Raw genomic sequence first — 22,527 nt, forward strand, 5'->3', positions numbered from 1 at the left:
GCGTTGAGCAATTGTTGAGCAGAAGTAAGGATATTTAGCTTATGACAGAATGTATTAGGGATGCTCGAGAGGGTGACAGTCAGCAGATTTGCCAAATCTATAATTATTACGTTGAGACTAGTGGTGCTACGTTTGAAGAGCAGCTAGTGAGTCAAGGAGTTATGGCGGAGCGTATCGCCAGTATTCAGAAACAACTGCCTTGGTTGGTATTTGAAGAAGCTGGTGAAATTCTCGGGTACGCCTATGTGAGCCCTTGGAAGCCGAGGAGTGCTTATCGTTTCTCAGTAGAAAGTTCAATCTACACTGCCAATAGTGCAGCAGGCAAAGGCATTGGTAAGAGATTGTATCAAGCCTTGTTAGAGCGATTATCCGACTATCCTATAAGCACGGTAATTGCAGGTATAGCGTTACCAAATCCAGCGAGCATTAAACTGCATGAGTATTTGGGCTTTCATAAAGTGGCAGAGTTTGAACGAGTAGGTTTTAAGTTTGGCAACTGGATAGATGTGGGCTATTGGCAGCAACAGATAAAAACTGAAGAGCAGATTAATCAGTGCTTGAATAAGGACTAGTTATGTCGAAAATAGAGTTTTCTAGTGAACAGAAAACGGCGTTGGTAAACAAAATTCAAGGCTATTGCGAGCAGCAATTGGACGTTGAGATAGGCCAATTTGATGCAGAGTTTTTGTTGGATTTTTTCTCTGAAGAAATAGGGGCCTTTTACTACAATCAGGGCCTACAAGATGCTCAAGCAGTAGTACAAAATCGTATCGATAGTATTGCCGACGAGCTCTATGAAATAGAGAAACCCACTAAGTGGTAACAGGAGTAACTGTTAGCGATGAAAACTATTGGCATTGTTGGTGGAATGAGTTGGGAATCAAGCCTTAGCTATTACCAGCAGTTAAATTTAGCCATTAAGCAGGCAAAGGGTGGATTGCATTCGGCGAAGATTAACTTAGTGAGCGTAGATTTTGCTGAAATAGAGGCTCTACAGCATCAAGGTGACTGGGCTACCTTAGCCAATAAAATGGTGGACGCCGGGTTATCGGTGCAAGCTTCGGGTGCTGACTTTCTATTAATTGCCACTAATACCATGCATAAAGTTGCGGCAGAAGTGGAGCAAGCGCTGCAGATCCCCTTATTACATATCGCCGATGCCACTGCTAATAAATTGCTAGAGGATGGTGTTAAGAAAGTGGGGTTATTAGGTACCCGCTTCACTATGGAGCAAGATTTTTATAAAGGGCGACTAGAGCAGCGCGGCTTAGAAGCCTTGGTTCCACAAGAAAAGGGAATTGAGACAGTTCATCAGATTATTTATCAAGAGCTGTGCTTAGGTAAAATCAGTGCTGACTCTCGAGAACGGTATTTGGCAGAAATTGCTGAGCTAGCAGCGCGAGGTGCCGAGGCGGTGATCTTGGGGTGTACAGAGATTGGCTTATTAGTACAACAAAGCCATTGTGACTTGCCTTTATACGATACCACGGCCATTCATGTTGCAGCCGCTGCGGCAGAGTCTTTAGTTAATTAAGCTAGAGGCTGAAAAACAAAAAACGGTCCGTAGGGACCGTTTTTTAAGCTTAAAGCTAGTGTCTAATTAATCTGAAGACTAATTGGAGACTTATGCCTTAAAAGCCAGATTAAGCAACTTTTACGTTAGCAGCTTGAGGACCTTTTGGACCTTCTTCTACTTCAAAAGTAACTTCTTGGCCTTCAGCTAAAGTTTTGTAACCTTCGCTTTGAATAGCACGGAAGTGTACGAATACATCTTTACCGTCTGGACGCTCGATGAAACCAAAACCTTTTTGCTCGTCGAACCATTTTACGCGACCTGTAGCCATGAGTAATCTCCAAAAATAATAAATAAAATTTATCCAAAAATAGATAAATCTAGGGTGCCGAAAGATGCAGAAATTACTTACGAACAAACAGGGTGAAATTGCGAAAAATCAACGTATTTGTATGGGGCATAAATATCCGCTGTAACCTTTACCAGCGAGCGAAGTGTAACGTATATTGGGGTAATGTAAAGGTGTATTCGTGATCTTTCGTCAACTGTTCAGATCAGTTGGGTGACTTCTCTTGAGCCAAGCATACCCGCGGGCTTGCTAACTATTAGACTTTAGTTTAATCAACAAGGACTGTTATGAACTTAAAAATGCATCAGGTAGATAGCTTTACCCGTGATCTTTTTGGCGGCAATCCTGCTGCGGTTATTGTCTTAGAAGCTTGGTTAGAAGATAGCGTAATGCAGGCAATTGCTATTGAGAATAACCTTTCTGAAACAGCCTTCTTAGTAGCCGACGAACCTGGCTCCTACCTTATTCGTTGGTTTTCACCAATTTGCGAAATTGACTTCTGTGGCCACGCTACTTTGGCAGCAGCCCATGTTTTGTTTAATCAACAACCCACGTTGCAAGAACTCCACTTTACTACCTTGCAAGTGGGTGAACTAAAAGCGCGCCGTGGTGATAATGATTTAATTGCAATGGACTTCCCGAGTTGCCCACCACACATGGAATTTGAAACGCCATCGGCTCTGCTTGATGGTGTATCTGTTAAACCCAGTGAAGTATGGCGAAATCAGCAAGCCTATTTCCTGGTCTACCTACAGCAGGCCCAAGTAGAGGCCCTTGAGGTTGACTTAGAGCTACTCAAAACCTTAGCGCCTTATGATGTTGTAGTGACAGCCCCCGGTGAAGAACATGATTTTGTTTCACGTTATTTTTGGCCCGCCAATGGCGGTGCTGAAGATCCGGTCACTGGTTCAATTCATGCGGGTTTAACACCGTTTTGGACAAAGCGCTTGGGTAAAGATGAGCTACTGGCCTACCAAGCTTCTAAGCGTGGTGGGGTATTACACTGTCAGCAGTTTGGCGATCGAGTCACTATTGCGGGTCATGCCAAAACCTATTTTGAAGGCACTGTGTTTTTATAATTTATTCAAATAAATAGCCAAGGAAAGCGTAATGAATCAGCACGAAAAATTAAACTATGTTGAGTTTCCCAGCAGTGATTTAGCAGCGACCAAACAGTTTTTTAGCCAAGCCTTTGCGTGGCAATTTGAAGACTTTGGCGAGCAATATACGGCCTTTTCTGGTCAAGGTTTAGATGGCGGTTTTTTTCACGCTCCTTTAGCTTCTAGTACTGAAAATGGTGCTGCTTTACTGGTTTTTTATAGTGAACAGCTTGAGCAAACCTTGGCTAAAGTGGAAGCGGCAGGAGGGAGAATAGTAAAAGACATTTTTGGTTTCCCAGGTGGTCGACGTTTTCATTTTTGCGAGCCTAGTGGTAATGAGTTTGCGGTATGGTCAGACAGTGAATAAAGCATCCCCTGTAACAACTTGGTTGGCTACCGTAGTGGCCTTAATTGCATTTGCAGGCAACTCGGTGCTATGTCGCTTAGCACTAGGCGAGCCGCAAATTGATGCTGCTAGTTTTACCGCAGTGCGTTTATTAGCGGGCGCCGTTACCCTAGCAATATTGCTTAGCCTTAAGCCATCTTCTGGCAAGGTTCAAAGTAAAGGCAGTTGGTGGTCTGGTTTAATGTTGTTTAGCTATGCGGCTTGCTTCTCCTTTGCTTACCTTTACTTAGACACCGGTATCGGTGCATTAATATTGTTTGCTGCGGTGCAGCTAAGCATGGTGGGCATATCGATAGTTAAAGGTGCACGCTTACGTTTGGGTGAGCTGGCTGGCATTGCTTTGGCGTTTAGTGGTTTGATTATTTTGTTAGCACCCAGTGAGCAAGCGTCGGTATCGGTGCTAGGTTTTATACTCATGGTGGTGGCAGGCTGCGCCTGGGGTATCTATACCTTGAATGGTCGCGGTTCGTTAAGCCCTAGTAGAGATACCTGTTTTAATTTTTGGCGTAGTTTACCTTTTTTAGTGGTATTGCTGCCTTGGTTGGTGACCCAATCAGCCTTAAGTACTTATGGCTTGCTACTGGCACTTAGCTCTGGTGCGCTAGCATCGGGACTCGGTTATTGGATTTGGTACATTGCTTTGGGTGGATTGTCGGCGAGCCAAGCTGCTGTGTTGCAGTTATTGGTGCCACTTATTGCCGCTTTGGGCGGCTGGGCTTTTGCCAGTGAGCCGCTTGGATTTAGCTTTATGCTCTCGGCAGGTTTAGTATTAGGGGGTATTTTACTCACAATCTACAGTCGCCAACGTGGACTAAAAGCCGCTGTGCAAGGAGGCTAATATGGCGCAACATTATCAACTCATTGTCGGGCGAGACTCTACTTGGTCATTGCGGGCTTACCTTTGTATGCAGTTGGCAGAGCTTGAGTTTAGCTGCAATGCCATCGCACTTGGTGAAGCGGGTTATCAGCAGCAACTTGCTAAGTTGTCACCCAGTAAACTCGTACCGGTATTGCATGTCGATGATTTGGTCATTCATGACTCTTTGGCCATTAGTGAGTACCTAAATGAACAAGCCTTAGGCGAGCTTTACCCTGTTCAAGCCGATTTGCGTGCTCAAGCTCGTAGCTATTTGGCGGAGCTACATGCCGGCTTTACGGCAATTCGCCAAGGCTTACCTTTTCAGTTTGAAAAACAAGCCCGGCCAGTCAGCTTATCTGCTGAGATTAATACTGAAATAGCACGTTTGAGCGAGATTTGGCAGCAGTTCGATGGCTGCTTTGCCTTTAATAAAGCCGGCGCTATAGATGCTTTTTATGCGGTAATGGCTTTACGCCTAGCCAACTATGGCATCGAGTTAGAAGGGGCCGCGGGGCGTTACCAGCAGCACCTTATTTCTTGGCCGCTATTTCAGCGAGCGATAAACACAGCGAAGCAGTGGTAATGGATAAGCCCTTAAAGCCAGAATTACAGGCCGCCATTGCAAGCTATCCTGCAGCGGTGCAGCAACAAGTATTAAGGCTAAGGGCCGAGATACTGGAAGTTGCTGCAGGTTCTGAAGGGGTGGGGGAGCTGCTAGAAACCTTAAAGTGGGGAGAACTGTCCTTTGTGACCGAACAAAGTAAATCGGGCAGTACTTTACGGGTTGCATGGAACGCCAAGCAGGCCGAGTATTTGGGTTTATATGTAAACTGTAAAACTAGCTTGGTGAACAGCTACCAAACCTTGTTTCCGGGATTGTTTGTTTATCAAAAGCAGCGCGCTTTGCTGCTCCCTTTAGACTCCGAATGGCCTTTGGCAGAGTTGCGGATCTGTATTGCTATGGCTCTGCGCTATCATTTAGATAAACGAAAACGCTAATTACTCACCGTTAAACAGGAGACGTCGTTGCAGTTTTATTCATGGATGAATATTCGGAAAGCTAGCCACTATTGGCTTGCTGGTAGCTTGTTGTTGTCCGCAAGCTATAGCCAAGCCGCATTGGTAGAAGGACACTTAGAAGATGAGATATTGCCGGTATTGCAGCGTAACTTGGCAGGCACCTTTGCCGCCGATGCGGTGATTCACGACCGTGAAACGGTAACCATTGGTTTTGTTAACTTTGACCCTTCTGGCTTTATTCCCATTGATGATGACAACTTGGGTGGTGATGACGCTAACCGGCTGAAAAATGAGCTGAAAACCATCACTTTACCCTTAACGCTGGCTTTACCTTGGCATGGAAGAGCATGGGAAAGTTACGCAACCGGGCGTTTGGGTTATACCCAACGTTTTCACGACATTACCTTGTACGAAGAGTTAGACCCCACTCGTGACCATGAAAAACTAAAAGTTTACTCTGGCTTCTTAGCTGGCGGGGCGCATTGGGATGGCCTTGAGAATTGGCGATTTACTGCCGAGTTAGGAGGCAGTATTCGACGCTTAGAGCAAGAGTACATTTACAACAATTCGATTAGTCAGATTTTTCAGCCGTTATTCGATGGGGTGTTAACTAACTTTTCGCTGAACGCTTGGATGTTACAGCCCAGTCTAGCCCTGCAGTATCAAAAGCGTTGGACCAAACACAAACTTAAGTACCGTTCGCGCTTTGCTTATATGTACGGTGAAAGCTTTGGCGCTGATGTGCCCTCGCACCAAGTAGACATTGCGGCCAGTTCTTGGCGAAATACGCTGTATTACTCTCATCCTATTGGGCGAATGTTGGATATTTCTTTTGCCGGGCAGCTTTCTGCTTCGCGTGTAGATCTAGGGGGGAATACTAACGAGGCCTTTCAAACACCGCATTATTACGAGTTTGGCTTTGATTTGCTAATGGGAACAGGCGCTTACGGCGAAGGTTGGTTAGATAATGTGAGTATAGGTTTGCTGTTTAATTATGGCAGTGTGCTGAAAGGCGGCAGCCTAGTATTTAATTACAATACTTATTAGGGGCTGTTGATCTTTGGTGTTGAAATTTTGTTCGAGATAAGCGGGCTTTAATCGCGGCGAGCACTTAGAAGCCTAGTGGGCTAAGCAAGAAGTGCTTAACAAAGAGTAAAGTTCGCTTATCCGAACCCTTCGGGCAGCATTTATTTGCCATTTATTCAGCGTTAGCGAGTGATTATTAAGTCCACTTAACTGCACACTCACTGCCTTGCATAAATGGCTAATAAATTGCTGCAAAAACCATCAGCAAAGATCAACAGACCCCAAACAACTCGCCAGGAAAAACTGGCGAGTTGTTGGCAACTATTAGCAAGGCAGGTGACGAACTCTAAAAGAGCGTCCTTTCATTTTACCGTCTTCCAGTTTTTTGCGTGCACGTTTCAGTGCCTCTCGCTCTACAGCCACATAGGCGCGGTTATCAAACAAGTTAATTTTGCCTACTTGTGCGCCTGCAATGCCATTTTCACCGGTGAGTGCGCCAAGAATATCTCCGGCGCGTACTTTTTGCTTTTTACCGCCATCAATTTGCAAGGTAGCCATAAGCGGAGCGGCTGGCTTTTTGTTAAGCAAAGCCATTGATGGAAGCTCTTCATCGTTAATGCTGCGGCCAAGGTAGTCTTCTAGTAAGGCCACTTTATAGTGCTCTTTATCGCTAAAGAAAGAACAGGCAATACCTTTGCTGCCGGCACGTCCGGTTCGGCCAATGCGGTGCACATGCACTTCGGTATCGCGCGCTAAGTGGTAGTTGAATACTGCATCTAAAGAGTCAATATCTAAGCCACGAGCTGCTACGTCGGTAGCCACTAAAATTGCCGCACTGTTATTGGCAAATTGCACTAAGGTTTGGTCTCGTTCGCGCTGCTCTAAATCGCCATGCAGGGCTAAAGCGCTAAAACCGAGTAAGCTAAGTTCATCGGCCACTTCTTGAGCTTCGCGCTTGGTATTGCAAAACACAACGCTGGATTTAGGGCGATGTTGTAATAGCAATAAACGCAAAGCTAGCATGCGCTGTTCATTATCATCTACTTTAAAAAAGTGTTGGCTAATAGAGCTATTGTCGTGGGTGCTGGCCACTTCTACTCGCACTGGCTGGTGCATAATATTGTTGGCGATACTTTCGATTTGCTCGGGGAAGGTGGCACTAAATAACAAGGTTTGGCGCTGTTTGGGAGCCAGCTCAATAATCGCATCAATGGCCGATTGAAAGCCCATTTCCAGCATTCTATCGGCTTCATCTAAGATTAAATTTTTCACGTTATCTAAACGTAATGTGCCTTTGCGTAAATGCTCTTCAATGCGCCCTGGCGTGCCCACTACAATGTGCGCGCCGTGCTCTAAAGAACCGATTTGCGGGCCAAAAGGCATGCCGCCACATAAGGTAAGCACTTTAATGTTGTGAATGCTGCGCGCCAGTTTGCGAATTTCTTTGGCCACTTGGTCAGCCAGTTCGCGAGTTGGGCACAATACTAGGGTTTGAATGCGAAAGCGTTTTACCTCTAAGGCATTTAGCAGGCCTAGGCCAAAGGCAGCGGTTTTGCCCGAGCCGGTTTTACCTTGGGCAATCACATCTTTACCGTCCAAAATCAGCGGTAGGCTTTGCGCTTGAATCGGCGTCATTGAGCTATAACCCAGAGTCTCTAAGTTTTTAAGTAGATCGGGGTGTAGGGCAAGAGTGGAAAAATCTGTTTGGCTCACAATGGCGTCCTCTTCGAGGGAAAAATAAAAGTGTTACCGCTGCTGCTTTAGCATTGGGGGCGCGATAATAGCCGAAAACGCGAACAATTGGGTAAAAAATAGCAAGTTTTTCACGCTAAGGGGACTTTTTGTCAGAAGTGTTGGTGACGCTCAGGAAGAGTAAGCGGCGAAAACTGCTAAAAACCGAGTGGATTGAGCTGCTATTGGAGCAGCGGTTGTTCGATGGCTTGGTATAAACTGGCGGAGTTGATCAAGGCATGAGCGGTAAGGCTAGGCACACCATACACCAGTGTTTCTACATCATAGTCTTGGTTTATTTTGTCCAACAGAATGGCAAAATCGCCATCGCCAGATAGCAATACAACCATGTCTACCTCGCGTGCAGCCTCTAGCACGTCAATAGTAATGCCTACATCCCAATCACCTTTAGCTGAGCCATCACTGCGCTGGATAAAGGGTTTTAGTTTTACATCAAAACCAATGTGTTTTAACGCATCTTGAAACTTAAGTTGTTGATTGTCGCCGCGATCAATGGCGTAAGCGTAGGCTGCTACAATGCTGCCCTGCTCTTGCAATTGTTGCCATAACCTACGGTAGTTAAATTGTTTAGCGTAGGCCTCTCGGCAGGTGTAGTAGATGTTTTGTACATCGGCGAATACGGCAATTTTTTTCACTAGGCGCTCTCTTAGCGGTTGGCTATGAAATGGCTGGCGGCTATTTGATGTTGTAAGCATTATTACATGCTCCTATTAAAAAGCCCCGCTCTTGCTGATGTGAATAAGCAAAAACGGGGGCTAGCTTAAATTATGCTCACTACAGCGAGCGCAAAAACTTCAGCAATTGCCCTTGCTCTGCTGGTGTGGCCGTTTCAAAAGCTTCTCGTGCTGCGCTGGCTTCACCATTGTGCGCGCGCACTGCTGCGTCTAATCCTTTGGCGCGACCATCGTGCATAAATAGCACCGTGCTCTCGTCGGCTGGGCGAGATTCACGCTGAGCGACCGCATGTGCAGCATTTTTCTGGCCATTTACGATCATATCCATGCTAAATGCGGCAACATCAGCGGTGCGGCCTAAACCCCACAGTGGCGCGGTTCTAAACAAGCCATCACCAAGGTCGTGTGTGAGTAAGTCTGAATATGGACGAATCACATCACCTTTCGCTGTTATCTGTGTTTCGGTATGACAGCTGCTACATTGCATAGCGTTGTTGAACAACTCTTCACCGGCCAATACATCGGCATCAAACAACAAGCTCTTGTCCCGCTGTGGCACCCCAACAAATCGGCTGTAGTTGGTTAAGCGCTCCACCATGATGGCGTCTGGATTACTCACGCCAAAGTCGGTTGCTAGGGCAAAACGCACAGAGTCTTCAATCGTGGCGCGATTACCTTCCCAGCCAAAACCTGCTTTACCGGCAAAGTTAACTTGCTCTAACAAGCCCAAACCAATGAGTGGCGGCGCAATACGTGGCCCAACATTGGGCACATCAAAGATCACCTGGCTACGGCCATCGTTAATATGGCAGCTTTCACAGGTGTTAAAGCCTGGATTAACATCGTCGCCAATGTTTACGCGTAAGTCTTCGTGTTGTTCAACAAAGTCTCGAACGACTTTTAACGATGAAGTGTGCTCGTGCTGCATAAATGCGGCTGCGCGTTCAAACTCGTTGGCACCAAAGGCATCGATACTGGCCTCGCCACCGAGTAAGGCGCGTGGATCGCTCGATTCTTTTGCCCAACCATGGCCTTTCACGTAGTAAAGCATTTGCGTGTAAAGGTTAAAATCAGCGCTATCTTTTGGAATAACGCGTAGTTCCCAGTCAATGTTTTGCCCATAAGACAGGCCTTGACCAAGGTTACAGATGGCGATGTTGCCACTGGCATCGCTTGGTACACATTGATTGCTTAGAGAATGGCGAGGGCTACCGCCGCCGGCACGTTCTTCGCTACCTTCAATGCCCGACCAGGTAATATCAATGGTTGAGTCGAGGGTTGAGTAAGACTCGTAAGTTAAATCCACTTGGAACAACAAGTCTTTACCGGGTTCGTCTTGTAACAAACTAATAGTGAAACGTGGAACATTTTTAAAATGGCCAGCGCTTTGGTTGACGGGATCGATACGCTCGTTGAATACGTTATGGTCGTTAAAAAATCCCTGTGGGTGTTGGAAGCGTAACCAGCCGGCAAAATCTTCTGATTCACCGGTGTAAGCACCATTCACGCAGCCTTTGTTTAAGCCATATAAGGCACTGTCGTGGTAAGCAAGCGCATCACCTAACTCATTTTCTAGTGGTGTGACTAGGCGCTCAAAAGACACGTAGTAAACGCTGTTGCCAGTGAGCCAATCACTAGGTACGGTCATGGCTGCGCTGTCACCGTTACGCGTAGCTTCAACACTGCCAAGCAGTTTTAATCGGCCTTCGCTATTGTTGCGGAAGAATACCGTACGGGCATTGTTTCCCCATACTTTGCTGGCGAGTTCAGAGCCTGCTTGGAAGATAACTTGGTTATTCTGGGTATAGATATGGTAACCATAGATAGGGATAGAGCCTCCGCTGTACATATCTGCGCAGGCTGGCACTACCGATTTCTGCCAAGTATTGTCGGCGAAACTTGCGCTAGGCAAATCTGCCACCCACCATACGCTATTAATGCCGTGGCCGGAGGTATCGCCTGGATTGTTGTCTCCAGAGAAGTAGTAAAGCGGTTCATTGTTTAAGGTGAGTTGTAAACTGCCATCTTGACGGGCACTAACACCTAATCCGCTTACGCCACTTGGGGCTTTAATCTCGCTGGCTGAGTTCACGATAAATGGAGGCCAGGTGGTGGCGCAGTTACCGTTACATTGGCTGGCACCTGTATTATCAACATCAAAGGTGTAAAGCGTTAGCCCTGGCTGGCTGGCATCGCTTCCTGCACTTAGGTAATTACCTAGTACCGGGTCATTAACTAGAGTTACCGTGTCGTTGATAAAGGCTTCAACGTTTACACTCAAACTTGCTTCTACTCCAGTAAAGCTGTGGTCAGCGTTGGCTAATTTTGCTACTGCAGTATGAGTGCCTACTGCGAGGTCACTAATGGTAATGGCTGCACTTGAATACTGAGGCCCTAAGTCTTCGCCATCAATAACTAAGTGGAAGTGCTGCTCGCCTTCGGCAATTGGCCAGTTGGCAAGGCTTGGCGTAATAATCCAGTCTTCGCCTTGCTTAATCGTTGCTGGGCCAGTTAAATTAATGCTTGGCTGGCTACCTGCTTGTACTTCTATTGTTGCAGAATCTTCTGCAGTGGCACCATCATTGTCGCTAGCTTCTACACGAATTAGATAGTTGCCAGCAATCACTTTGCTAATAGTTGTTGTATATGGGCTGCTATTGATTTCTGCAATTAAGCTTTCTGTTGCGTTGGGTGCTGTAGCGTAAAACCTTAGGCTTGTTATGCTGCCGTCGCTGTCTTCTGCTGTCGCGTTTAAAGCAAGTGTTTCACCAGCAAGTACGGTACTTGGGCTAGTGCTTAAACTGACGCTTGGCGCTTGGTTGCTTGGTGGGGTATTGCCAGCTAGAAACACTGCGCCTTTTCGCTCAACAATAAATTGGCTTAGGCTATTGTCTTGAACTTTGAATTCTAGATCGTAGCTTTGGCCGAGTGCACCAGAGACATCGCGATAGTAGATGCCGTTGTCTAAGTTTGCTGAGCGGCAATCGCCATTAATACATAGGTAGTTCCAGTCAGCCGTCCAGCCCTGATCAACATGGTAAACCCGCATGGTATTGTCATTGATATAGCTAATGCCAAATTCTTCTGTAGGTTCTTCTGGCTGCTCGCTAGCGCTCACTGTAAAGCTTGTACTATCGCTTGCTGTGGCCGCTTGGTTATCGCTGGCAACAACACGCAATTGATAAGTGCCAGCACTAAGATTGGTAATGTTTGTTTGGTAAGGTGCAGCGTTATGACTGGCCAGCAACTGTTCATTTTCACCAGGAGCCGTTAGGAAAAAGCTGACCGAATTTATCGAACCATCACTGTCGTTAGCTGTTGCGGTGATAGTGGTATCATCACCTTCGTTTAGCGAACCGTTAGGAGCGGATACAGACACAGTAGGTGGCTGATTGCTAGGCGGGGTTTCGCCACCACTTGTGCCTTGTTCAAATACTGCTGTATCGCTCACGATGTACTGACTCAGTACAGCATCTTGTACTTTAAATTCGATGTCGTAGCTTTGGCCTAAAGTAGCACTTACCTCGCGGTAGTATTCGCCATTTTCTAGTGTAGCTGGGCGACAGTCACCGTTAATACATAAGTAGTTCCAAGCCGCAGTCCAGCCTTCATCAAGGTGGTAAACACGTATGGTGGTGTCGTTTACATAGCTAATGCCAAAGGCTGGTTTTGGCCCTACTACAGGTGCATCTTTAATTACTACGTTAACCACTTCACTTAAAGTGGTTTCGCCAGTGGTATCTGTGGCTAGTGCTTGAATGCTGCTTACATCGTTACCATCAACTTGGCTGGCAAGAGTAAAAACATAGGGGGCGGTAGTTGCTACCAAGTTTGCTTGGCTTTGACCATTTACCAGCAAGCTAACTGAGGCTATGCCATCACTGTCGCTAGCGCTCACAGTTACTTCTGTCGATTGGCCACGCACAATTTCGATATTGCCGCTGGCTTGAATTGCCACTTGGGTATTGGCACTAATCACTTCAAGATTAACACTGTGGTTACTGCTAGAGCCTGCTGCGTCTACGGCTGTAATCGTTAGATTATTGCTGCCGGCTTGTAAGTCGCTAGCGGCGATAGTCCAGTTGTAAACTGAATTGCCAAGATTTTGGCTTGGGTAGGCAATACCGTTAATGTTTAGGTCAACTAGGCTTACTCCCTCTGGGCTATCAACAATGGTGCAACTGTAGTTGAGATCTTGTCCTTGGTTAATTGGGCTGCTTGGCTGTGCAGAACAATTTGAGAACACCGGGCCATTGTTTTGCTCCCCTGCCAAGATAAAACCATTTTCTGAACTGACTAAATCAATAAAGTGCTGCTTAATTTCAGGATTTTGTTGCACACGAGAGTCAGTGTATTTAAAGAAGTTAGCGCCCGCTTGGTCGGCAGCGCTTTCCCATTGCGGTTGAGCGGTCCAGTCTGCGTTGATGTAATGCCATGCTTTATTGACTGTACGCATGATTTCGGCATTTTTTTCAGTAAACCAATCGAGGTTATTAACGATAGTTACCGGGTTAGCACTGCCTTGAGCAACTTGCTGACTCGAATTGAAGGGAAGTTTGTAGTCGTACTGCACACCTAGATCGCCATGTGGAGTAACTTCGGCAATAAACAGCGGTAAGCCTTCAATTTCGGCAATCTCGGCTTCTTCGTTAATATCACTGTTAAATTGCGATACCCCCACCCAATCTACATATTGTTTACCGGGCCAATACCCCTGTTCGGTATTGGCCAGAGCCTGATTACTCGGACGTCCAGTTCCGTGGTAGGCGTCTGATTGCCAAACATGAGCAACGTTAGTTACTCCCTGCGCGTCTAAAAAGCTGCGTACGTGTTTAAAAATGCCGCGGAAATGTTCGAAGCTTAAACCATGGGCATCGCCATTAAATTCGTAACAGGTTCGCAGAAAGAAACCGGTTTCATTGTGAAGTTTGAAAAAATCAGCTAACTCAATTAACAGGTCGTCATAAGCGCCGTCGTTATATAAGCTGGGAGCTTGCGCGTTTCCAGGACAAAACATGCCAAGTGCTACTACTTCAGGTTGATAGTTTTCAATCACCCATTGCGCGTTTTGTACTCCTGATCCCCATTGGTTTCGGCGCTCATTATCGGCACAGCCTTGGGCTTGATTGGAGTTGTAGTTGTCGAGGTTTTTTAAGCCATCTAAACCTTTAAAACAGTAGTTGGTGACGTCTTCGGTCGCCCCGCGGGTGAGGGTGGTGTACATGGTAAAACCATGTGGACGAGGTAATGAAGGGTCGGCCATGTATTGCTCGATAGAGACTTGGTCCTGACCTAAAATAAATAAGCGTTTACCATCAACAGGTATGCTTGGCTTTCCTGCAGCGTAAGCATTGCTGACTATTAAACTTGCTCCAGCAATGAGTGCGCAGCGTAGCAGGCTGAGTTGCGGTTTTTGTATGTCCATATATCTCTCGCATTTAGTTTGATTAGCTGTGCTAACTCGTAGTTAGCCGCTAAAAAAGGGTTCTAAATCTGATTTTTTGTTTTATTTCAGTTGTTTAAATCTAAAGCCTGAATGTTTCTCTCACTTTAATTTTCCAGCGGCGGCTACAAAATCACCACCTAAGGTTAAGTGTCTGTGAGCTTGATCGGTGTAATTGTTAATGGCTTGTGAGCAGGATCTTACAAATGGCGCTTTTCTAAATGAATAAACATTACCTGATGTGATAAAACATTTGTAACCGGTTTCATGGATCGGTTGAATCTATAAAATGTATGGGGGATTTTGAGGAGCAGATCTGGCATAAGCATAGTGATGGCTTAAACGAGGAAAGCCGTCACTATGCTTAGAATATCGAGCTTACTTTTTCTCTATTGCGAACCCATCGACTCGAACTTCAAGTTCTTTGTCTAAGCTAAGTTCTTGGCTAGTGTCGACTTCTAATAAGCTAAATATCTCCACTTGGGTATTGTTACCAGTATTGAAATCTACCGCGACCTGTCTGAAACACTTTTTATTATCACCTTGAGGCGCAAGTGCTAGGTCTTTTACGTGCGCTTTAGCATCTGCTAACACGGTGCCTGCCAGTGGTGCATTGGGGATCACTTCGCGAACACCAAAGTGTAATTGAGTAGGAGAGTTAGCGCCTTTTTTGTCGCAGTAATACAGTGAGAAGCTCATATCGGTATTGGCAGGTAAACCACTAACAATTTGGCTTAAGCCCGGTTTAGAGTTGAAGTCATGGTTTGATACGTCGCGCTTAAAGCGAAAACGAGAAGAACCCTCGTCACCAAAGGCACTATCTTTAGAGCTACCAACATCACCTAAGCCGCCACTTGAGTCTTCATGAGACAACCAAACCGAGCTTTTACCTTTATCTGCACGGTATTCGGTAAGCTGCGGATCTTGAACATAGGCCTGAGCCGAAAATGCTAAACAAGCAGTAAACATGGTGGCACTTAAAGCTAATTTTTTTTGTATGCGCATAGGTAGTCCCTTTAGTTACTAATAACGTCTCTCCAGATTAATTGTATTATTATATAATTTAACTGTAGTGTGCTGTGAGCATTCTCGCGTTTTTGAACACCTTTTAGACATGTTAAAAGACCTGAGTATGGCTACATTCTGAAAGAGGCTTTAGTGGGTAGTTTTTTCGTAAACTATTAAAAGGTAATGGCTTTTATCTGCAGATAGCCAACGAAGCTAGGGGCTCAACCTTTGGCTGAAAAGAGATAAGATACGGGCGCAGCTGAATGAAAAAAGGCCGATTGCTCGGCCTCGTTGTTTTGAACTAACAGGCAACAGCGTGGTTAGGCATTATCTGCCACTCGTGCATCTTGCACCTTCGTCATCAAGTCTTGGGCTTTCTTCATTACTGCGCCAGCTTCTTTGGTGCGGCGTTTTTTCAGCAAGTAATCAGAGAAGCGAAGGTATTTGTTGGCCATTGTTTGACGAGTTTCAACTAAGTGAGAAAAATCGTCGGGCAAGTCTTTTGCCATGCTGTCTACTTCTTTGGCCATTTTATCTAGGGTTTTCACCCGAGTAAGGCCATTGATACGCTCTTGTAATTGACTAAAGTGGTTTTGGTAAAACACTTCAGCGGCTTGATAGGGAAACTCTGCTTCTTGCTCATCGGCGATAGCTTGTTTGTAACTAGCCATAGCAGCAATGGCAGTTTTTAGCTCAAGTGCTCGAGCAATACGCTCTTGCTGTTGTTCGCTGTTGGCGAAGAAGGTTTCACCTGTTTCAATCATTTGCGCTAACGCAACCACATCAAGCTGGTCGGCCGCTTTATCAAATAACTGAGTAAATACCTGTTCAGATTTTTCGTTAGGTGCAAACTGGTAGTCAGTTCTCACTTGCAGCAAATCTTGGTAAATCGTGTAAACGTCATCGCCATCTTCACTATGTTGATAACGACCTTGCTCTAAATGTAAGTCGAGTCGCTGAACCAATGCTTCAACCGTGCCCATCCACCCTTGGTTCACGTCTTCGGCAATTAAGGCCAAGCTGTATGAATCTGGGTAAATGCGGTTTACTTCCTGCAGCAAAGATTGGATAGCGTAATAATCTGGGTAAGCGTTTTGGCGATTATTAAGTAAGTCGTCGATTTGTTTCTCGTAAAAATCGATCACCAAACGTTGCTTGTCTCTTAGCAAGGCTTGTTTGGGTACATGTTGTTTTGCCGGAATGGTATTTAGCATAGGCAAAAACTGCTGCGGACTTAAGCTCACTAAGTCTTGATTGGCTGAGTTCTCCCGCTGTAGTCGGCTTAATTCTTGTTGGCTATGCTTTAGCTGACCATCCATTTGCTGGAAACCATAACTGAGCGCACCGGCAACACCAACAATGGCAATCACACTTAAGCTGGGCTTTAAAAAGCTTTGGGTAAGGCTTTTTTCGATTTGGTCTAAATCGGTTACTCGTTGTTTTAGATTGAAGTTGAGACCGCGCTTCAACTTACCCCAACGTAACAAAGGCGCATGCTTTGGCTTACTAGGAGTAATGTTTTCTTTAGCCGCTTGGTTAGCTGTTTTACGATTGAAGGGGTGTTTACTCGACAATAACTCGTAGGCAATACAGCTAAACGCAAATACGTCATCTGCAATGCTTGGTGCGGCGCCATCTAACAACTCTGGCGAGGCATAAGTTGGTGTAAATCCGCTAACTGGTGAAGTTTCTTCAGGTTTGTCGGCAGCGTATTGATCGGCATTTAGGTTGAGTGCGCGAGATACACCAAAGTCAAAAATCTTAATGGTGCCATCTCGAGATAACATGATGTTACCCGGTTTTAAATCGGCGTGTACTACACCATTTTGGTGGGCATAACGAAGCGCCGAGGTTAACTGAGTGAGTAGCGCCAAGCTGCTTTTAAAGGTAAGGCCATTGGGGCGATGACTTTTAATGACTTCATCAAGTGTTTGCCCATCTAACCATTCCATAACTAGGTAGTAATCTTCTTGATCTACCCCGAAGTCATGTACTCGGATGATATTTGGGTGGCTTAAGCGCTGAGTCTTGCGTGCTTCTCGGATAAGAATTCGAGCAGCATCTGGTTGGTCATGAAATTCTTTCTGCAGCAATTTGATGGCTACATAAGGTTGGCTGTCACCAGCTGCTTCTAGCAACAAGTCTTTTGCTCGGTAAACATCGCACATACCACCATGACCCACTAGGTCTTCGATTTGGTAGCGCTTTTTAATCACCCGATTTATCACTTGCTCTTTGTTGGAGCGTGCATTGGTTTTTTTGCTTGTTGCTGTTTCGGTGTTGTTTACAACGGTTTTATCTGATGCCGTTGAGCTTGCAGTTTTATTTTCAGCCTTGGTGTTTGGCGAAGCAGCTTGATCTTTGTTTGCATCATCCATGAGTACTACCCTAATTCGCTAGCCATATACATTACTTTAATAATGCATGACAAATATATTAATTAAATTTTACCGTTTATTTAGAATTCTTTAGATCTTGTTATTTATATTACTTTTAAATTACTTGTAGCCATACAAGAACAATATTCATGTTATTTAAAATGACCATTGCGTTTGTTTGTTTTTTGTTCACTGTAAAGAAATCCGACACTCAATACAGCTAAAACAAAGGCTTGGATGCTAACAATAAAAATATCAAAACACAAAGAAAGCCAGAAAAATTTTATTGTTAAAATTATTATAATCTCTATTGATTGGATTATTTATTAAGTGTAATAATAGCGGCTCTTTTTCTAGTGATATCTAAATCACTAGTATTTTTGAGGGAATGGGTTCTTCTCAAAATAAAAAGACTTCTAAGGGACGGAAGATTATGAATTTGAGTTTATCTGTGATTAGTTATCACAGATTTACCTCTGGTGTGGAAGAGAAGAAGACGCTCTCTACTACGTCAGGGGAGTCAGTTATTACCATTGGTAGGGCAAGCCAATGCTCTTGGTGTTTGCTCGATCCAGAAAGAGTTATCTCTAGTCGTCACGCGCGTATTGAGTCAAACAATGGGCAGTTTTGGCTATACGATACGTCTACCAATGGCGTGTTTGTTAACCGCTCGGTAGAGGCCTTAGCAAAAGACCAGCCTTATCAGCTTAACGACGGTGATACCTTAGCAATTGGCGACTACGAAATAGAAGTAGCGATATCCGCTCAAGCTATTGCTCAGCAAGCGCCAAGCTCTGTTCAGGTAGCCACAGCTGCTCCTACTGTTCAAGCTCCCGCTGCAATGCCAGCAACTAATCTTGAAGAAGATTTTGGTGTATTGGCTGAACCAGAGCCTATTGCAAACAGCAGCAGTAGTTTAGACGCTAAGCTTAATGCCAATCTTGATGACGCTTTTGCATTGCCGCAATCGATGAATGATGAGCAGTCCAGCATTCCGGAAGATTGGAATGCTTTGTTTGCCAGTCCCGCTCCACAAGAACCCGTTGCCGTTAGCGCTCCGCCGCAACCCGCTGCCGTGCCAAGTGCTGCTGTTCCTGAAGTTAAGCAGCCTGCGGTAGCAGAGCCAGTTGCTGCAGTAGCAAATACAATGGCCAATGATCCACTCGCTTTTGCCGCTGCTACTACAAAGCAAGCTACTCCGGCAGCGCCTGCAGCTGCCGTTAAACCACAGTATTCTAGCGCAGATGAGCAAGCTCATCTGGCCGCATTTTTGGAAGGAATGGGAATATCTCCCGAGCTAGTTTCTCAGGATAACCCTGTACGTTGGTGGCATCAGTTGGGCGTGATAACTCGCGACTCCCTTGATGGCATCATGAATACCTTACACAATCGCGCAGCCTTTAAAGAGAACAGTCGCATCAATCAAACGACTTTCAGAAGGAATGAAAACAACCCGCTTAAGTTTTCTACTAATGCCGAAGATGCCATTCATAACTTATTACAACGCAAAACGGCTGGATTTTTACCGCCAGAACGAGCCGTTAAAGAAGCGTTTATCGATTTAGAGCGCCATGAATATGCGCTGTTATCTGGGGTTGAAGGTGCAGTAGCAGGTGTTATGCAGCTGCTCGACCCTAAATCGATAGAATCCAAAGATCAGAACGCCAAAGGGATTGCCAAGATGTATTCGGCAATTGAAAAGCATAAAAGCTGGAACCGTTACTGTTCGATCTACAGTGATTTGGAAAATGAGTTTAGCCAAAACAGCAATGCCTTCTACATGGAAGATTTTGCCAAGGCTTATGAATCAACCTTAAAAAGCATAGAGCAAAAGGGACAACGATGAGCAAAGTAGGGAAATTAGTACTTAGTGTGCTACTGAGTATGTCAATGTTGGGCTGTACTGTAGCCAACTACGTAGTCGAACCATATTCAAAGCTACAGTTTCATGTAGCCAACAATGTTAACCCCGATATCACCGGCCGAGCTTCGCCAGTAGTGGTTAAAGTATTTGAGCTGTCTTCACGCACCTTGTTTGATAGCCAAGATTTCTTCGCCTTGTACGATGACGCTTCCCAAGTGCTTGGCCCTGATCTAATCAATCGCACCGAGTTTGAGTTTGAACCCGGTAGCCAATTTGAATACAAGCTTTCTTTATCGCCTGGTGTTCGTTATGCCGGCGTGCTTGTCGCCTATCGAGACATTGACACCGCCAGCTGGCGTGAAGTGGTCACTGTCGACCCTACTAATTACAAAACCTTTGATGTTCACGTAGGTGAGCTCGCTGTATTTGTTGGCAATCCATAAGCAGTATTTCGGGATTAAACATGAGTGACTTTTGTCGTGTCGCGTGGAGCGAGGGGATGTTTTTGCGTCCTCAACACTTTCAGCAGCAAGAACGCAGTTTGAATTTTCAGTTGCAGCAGAATTTGTTGCAGCAATCCAGCTACTACTGGGGAGTAACAGAGCTAAGTGTAGACCGCTCCCTACTAAGTAACGGTAAATTCGGCTTAAGTAGTATTAGCGCGTGTTTGCAAGATGGTGCGGCAATGGTTAGCCCCACTCGTGATCCTTTGCCTGAAGCGTTGTCGCTGGACAGCAGTATTCGAGATCAGTTGGTGTATTTGGCTTTGCCTACCGAAAAGTCCAATGGACTGAATGTATCGGCACAAGGTCGTAGTGTGACTCGCTACCGTTTTGTTGATCATGAAGTGGTAGACACCAACATTGGTAATGATGCGGTGGAAGTGTTGCAACTAGCCCAGGCTGGCTTTGAGCTTAAGTTAGAAAGTGACAACTTATCGGGCTACGACACCTTAGCTATCGCTAAGATCATTGAAGTTTCGGAAGAGGGGCAAGTTAGCCTCGACGAGAAATTTATTCCCGCAAGTTTAAATGCACAAGCTAACTCGGTGCTTAAGCAACAATTGGCCGAAGTGCATGGCATGTTACGCCAACGTGCTGAAGCCTTAGCTGCACGTATTGGCGCAGGCCAGGGCAGTGCCAGCTCAATTGCAGATTTTTTAATGTTGCAGTTATTAAACCGATATGACGCATTGATTGCTCATATCTTGGCAACTAACGGCTTACACCCAGAACGGTTGTTCCAGGAGTTAGCAGGTTTGGCCGGCGAGCTAGCCACTTTTTCTAGCAAAGATAAACGCGCTCCACAACTTCCAGGTTATCAACACGATGAACTCACCCGAGTATTTGGCGATGTGATGGTGGTGCTTAACCAGTTCATGAGCATGGTACTAGAGCAAACGGCAGTACAAATTGCACTGGACGAAACCAACTACGGTATCCGAATCGCCCAAGTTCAAGATAAAGGTTTATTAGAACGCGCCGAATTCGTGTTAGCGGTAAACGCCAACATCAGCCCGGATGAATTGCGCAAGCGCTTCCCTGCTCAAGTGAAAATCGGACCGGTTGAACACATTCGAGATTTGGTGAATAACCAATTGCCAGGTATTTCTGCCATTGGCTTACCGGTAGCGCCGCGACAAATTCCATATCACGCCGGCTTTCACTATTTCAAATTGGATAAAAGCAACGATTACTGGTCACGGCTTAGTGCCAGTGGTGGCGTAGCCATCCATCTGTCGGGTAACTATCCCGAGCTTGAAATGCAAATTTGGGCAATTAGCCAGTAATTAATGTTCCAAGGATGAAATAAGATGTCAGAAGCGACAGTAATGAAGCCTCGACCTGGGAGTCGCGGTGGCAATAAGCCAGTAAGCGACTTGGGCAAAATTGCAGCTTCAGCAGCAGAGGCTGAATGCACCGTAGTGATTACGCCTTCTAAAAACAAAGAGCGTGGTGTGCAATTGCCAAAGTTTGGCGATAACCCGCTGATTGATGAAGCTAGTGCACTTTTGTCGATGGTGGGACAGATTCGTTGCACCGTAAAACACGGTGACATCGCTTCATTGCGTCAGGTTTGTATCGATAAAATTCGTGACTACGAAGCCAACTTACGTCACCAGCAGGTGAGTGCCGAAATTATCGAAGCTTCTCGTTACTGCGTATGTTGTTTTATTGATGAAACAGTATTAAACACCAACTGGGGCGGCCAGTCGGTATGGGCCAGCGATAGCCTGTTGTCTACGTTTCATTCGCAAACGTGGGGCGGTGAACACTTCTTTACCTTGTTAGATGAAAACCTCGCTGCACCACACGCTAAACCTCAGTTGCTTGAGCTGCAATACTTGTGCTTGTCACTCGGTTTTGTTGGCAAAATGCGCGTAGAAGAACGCGGCCAAGACAAGCTTGAAGAATATCGCCAGCAGGCTTTTGAGCGTTTACAAGCTATTCATGGCGAAGCCGATATTGAACTTTCTCCCAAAAGCCAAGCCAGTGTCAGCATCGGCAGTGAAGCTAATGGCGGATTACCTATCTGGGTGATTGCCGCAATATTTGGTGTATTGCTGTTGTCTATCTATATGGCCTGTAGCTATTTCATTAACAGCTACTCTGACCAAGTGTTTAATCAAATTAATACCTTAGCCCGCTGGGAAAGCACCACCACCAATACTGCTGAAGTTGATGAACAACAGGTATTGATGTTGCAACAGCGCTTGCAAACTGAAGTAGACCGCCAGTTGCTTGAAATTGTACCGCTGAGTGACCGGATTCGAATCACCATCAACTCAAGTGAGCTATTTAGCCCTGGCAGCGCCGAAGTGAAGTCTTCGGTAGTTCCTGTTCTGCAAAAATTGTCGCGGGCGCTTGAGTCAACCACTGGCCGAGTGCTGATTACCGGCCACACCGATAACCAACCTATTTTCACTAGTCGCTACCCTTCAAATTGGCACTTATCTTTGGCTCGCGCCACTGCCGTAGCCAACAGTATGTCGATAGGCACCTTGCTACAAGGGCGCTTATGGCCAGAAGGGCGAGGTGATTCAGATCCTCGAGCGAGTAACAACACCGAATCTGAGCGTGCGTTGAACCGTCGAGTAGAGATTGATTTGCTTTATTAAGCAAACTTAAAGGATTG

Annotated in this window: 19 protein-coding genes; 13 read left to right on the forward strand and 6 right to left on the reverse strand. The window is 45.7% G+C overall.

Annotated elements, in window-relative coordinates:
• Positions 1–41 precede the first annotated feature (41 nt).
• Genes OAG1_RS00680 through OAG1_RS00690 form a run of 3 tightly spaced genes read left to right on the forward strand, consistent with a single transcriptional unit; the run spans position 42 to position 1,534 of the window.
• Entirely contained in the window at positions 42–572 is a 531-nt protein-coding gene (locus tag OAG1_RS00680; RefSeq protein WP_338623113.1) for an N-acetyltransferase family protein, read from the forward strand.
• A gap of 2 nt (positions 573–574) precedes the next feature.
• Positions 575–823 (forward strand): DUF2164 domain-containing protein, encoded by a 249-nt coding sequence (locus tag OAG1_RS00685; RefSeq protein ID WP_152783860.1) that lies wholly within the window; start codon positions 575–577, stop codon positions 821–823.
• A gap of 18 nt (positions 824–841) precedes the next feature.
• The gene (locus OAG1_RS00690) at positions 842–1,534 is read left to right on the forward strand and encodes an aspartate/glutamate racemase family protein (RefSeq protein ID WP_338623115.1); all 693 of its coding nucleotides are present in this window, start codon (positions 842–844) and stop codon (positions 1,532–1,534) included.
• Positions 1,535–1,643: 109 nt separating this feature from the next.
• On the opposite strand, the gene OAG1_RS00695 is transcribed toward OAG1_RS00690, so the two are convergent.
• A complete protein-coding gene (locus tag OAG1_RS00695; protein WP_016399963.1) occupies positions 1,644–1,844 on the reverse strand; it encodes a cold-shock protein in 201 nt (66 codons plus the stop codon).
• 305 nt (positions 1,845–2,149) lie between these two features.
• On the opposite strand from OAG1_RS00695, the gene OAG1_RS00700 reads away from it, so the two are divergent.
• The 6 genes from OAG1_RS00700 to OAG1_RS00725 are packed head-to-tail and all read left to right on the forward strand — an operon-like array spanning position 2,150 to position 6,294.
• Entirely contained in the window at positions 2,150–2,941 is a 792-nt protein-coding gene (locus OAG1_RS00700) for a PhzF family phenazine biosynthesis protein (RefSeq protein WP_338623118.1), read from the forward strand.
• Positions 2,942–2,972: 31 nt separating this feature from the next.
• Entirely contained in the window at positions 2,973–3,329 is a 357-nt protein-coding gene (locus OAG1_RS00705) for a VOC family protein (protein ID WP_338623120.1), read from the forward strand.
• The gene (locus tag OAG1_RS00710) at positions 3,322–4,206 is read left to right on the forward strand and encodes a DMT family transporter (RefSeq protein WP_338623122.1); all 885 of its coding nucleotides are present in this window, start codon (positions 3,322–3,324) and stop codon (positions 4,204–4,206) included. Before OAG1_RS00705 ends, OAG1_RS00710 begins: the two co-directional genes overlap by 8 nt.
• 1 nt (position 4,207) lies before the next feature.
• A complete protein-coding gene (locus OAG1_RS00715; RefSeq protein WP_338623124.1) occupies positions 4,208–4,810 on the forward strand; it encodes a glutathione S-transferase N-terminal domain-containing protein in 603 nt (200 codons plus the stop codon).
• Complete coding sequence (locus OAG1_RS00720; RefSeq protein WP_338623126.1) at positions 4,810–5,226, forward strand: DUF1801 domain-containing protein; 417 nt, start codon at positions 4,810–4,812, stop codon at positions 5,224–5,226. The genes OAG1_RS00715 and OAG1_RS00720 overlap by 1 nt, the downstream gene beginning before the upstream one ends.
• A gap of 27 nt (positions 5,227–5,253) precedes the next feature.
• The gene (locus tag OAG1_RS00725) at positions 5,254–6,294 is read left to right on the forward strand and encodes a Solitary outer membrane autotransporter beta-barrel domain (protein ID WP_016399957.1); all 1,041 of its coding nucleotides are present in this window, start codon (positions 5,254–5,256) and stop codon (positions 6,292–6,294) included.
• Positions 6,295–6,597: 303 nt separating this feature from the next.
• Here OAG1_RS00725 and dbpA read toward each other — a convergent pair whose 3' ends face one another.
• The 5 genes from dbpA to OAG1_RS00750 all read right to left on the reverse strand — a co-directional run bounded on the left by dbpA (position 6,598) and on the right by OAG1_RS00750 (position 17,528).
• Positions 6,598–7,986, reverse strand: coding sequence for an ATP-dependent RNA helicase DbpA (dbpA, locus tag OAG1_RS00730; protein WP_016399956.1), 1,389 nt, complete (start codon positions 7,984–7,986; stop codon positions 6,598–6,600).
• Between the two features lie 200 nt (positions 7,987–8,186).
• Positions 8,187–8,660 carry an NYN domain-containing protein gene (locus tag OAG1_RS00735; protein ID WP_040306697.1) on the reverse strand — a complete coding sequence of 158 codons (474 nt, stop codon included), beginning with the start codon at positions 8,658–8,660 and terminating at the stop codon, positions 8,187–8,189.
• Between the two features lie 139 nt (positions 8,661–8,799).
• The gene (locus tag OAG1_RS00740) at positions 8,800–14,124 is read right to left on the reverse strand and encodes a family 31 carbohydrate-binding protein (RefSeq protein ID WP_338623131.1); all 5,325 of its coding nucleotides are present in this window, start codon (positions 14,122–14,124) and stop codon (positions 8,800–8,802) included.
• Between the two features lie 396 nt (positions 14,125–14,520).
• Positions 14,521–15,147, reverse strand: a complete 627-nt coding sequence (locus OAG1_RS00745) for a hypothetical protein (RefSeq protein ID WP_221077436.1) — start codon at positions 15,145–15,147, stop codon at positions 14,521–14,523.
• Between the two features lie 323 nt (positions 15,148–15,470).
• On the reverse strand, positions 15,471–17,528 hold the full coding sequence (locus OAG1_RS00750; protein ID WP_338623134.1) for a serine/threonine-protein kinase: 2,058 nt from the start codon (positions 17,526–17,528) through the stop codon (positions 15,471–15,473).
• A gap of 433 nt (positions 17,529–17,961) precedes the next feature.
• Here OAG1_RS00750 and tagH point away from each other — a divergent pair, with 433 nt between their 5' ends.
• Genes tagH through tssL form a run of 4 tightly spaced genes read left to right on the forward strand, consistent with a single transcriptional unit; the run spans position 17,962 to position 22,510 of the window.
• Positions 17,962–19,374 (forward strand): type VI secretion system-associated FHA domain protein TagH, encoded by a 1,413-nt coding sequence (tagH, locus tag OAG1_RS00755; RefSeq protein ID WP_338623136.1) that lies wholly within the window; start codon positions 17,962–17,964, stop codon positions 19,372–19,374.
• A complete protein-coding gene (tssJ, locus tag OAG1_RS00760; protein ID WP_016399949.1) occupies positions 19,371–19,835 on the forward strand; it encodes a type VI secretion system lipoprotein TssJ in 465 nt (154 codons plus the stop codon). The genes tagH and tssJ overlap by 4 nt, the downstream gene beginning before the upstream one ends.
• Positions 19,836–19,855: 20 nt before the next feature.
• Complete coding sequence (gene tssK, locus OAG1_RS00765) at positions 19,856–21,181, forward strand: type VI secretion system baseplate subunit TssK (RefSeq protein WP_152783839.1); 1,326 nt, start codon at positions 19,856–19,858, stop codon at positions 21,179–21,181.
• A 24-nt stretch (positions 21,182–21,205) separates the two neighbouring features.
• On the forward strand, positions 21,206–22,510 hold the full coding sequence (gene tssL, locus OAG1_RS00770) for a type VI secretion system protein TssL, long form (RefSeq protein WP_016399947.1): 1,305 nt from the start codon (positions 21,206–21,208) through the stop codon (positions 22,508–22,510).
• Positions 22,511–22,527 lie beyond the last annotated feature (17 nt).

This window comes from Agarivorans sp. OAG1, from assembly GCF_037076485.1.
Taxonomy (GTDB): Bacteria; Pseudomonadota; Gammaproteobacteria; order Enterobacterales; family Celerinatantimonadaceae; genus Agarivorans; species Agarivorans albus.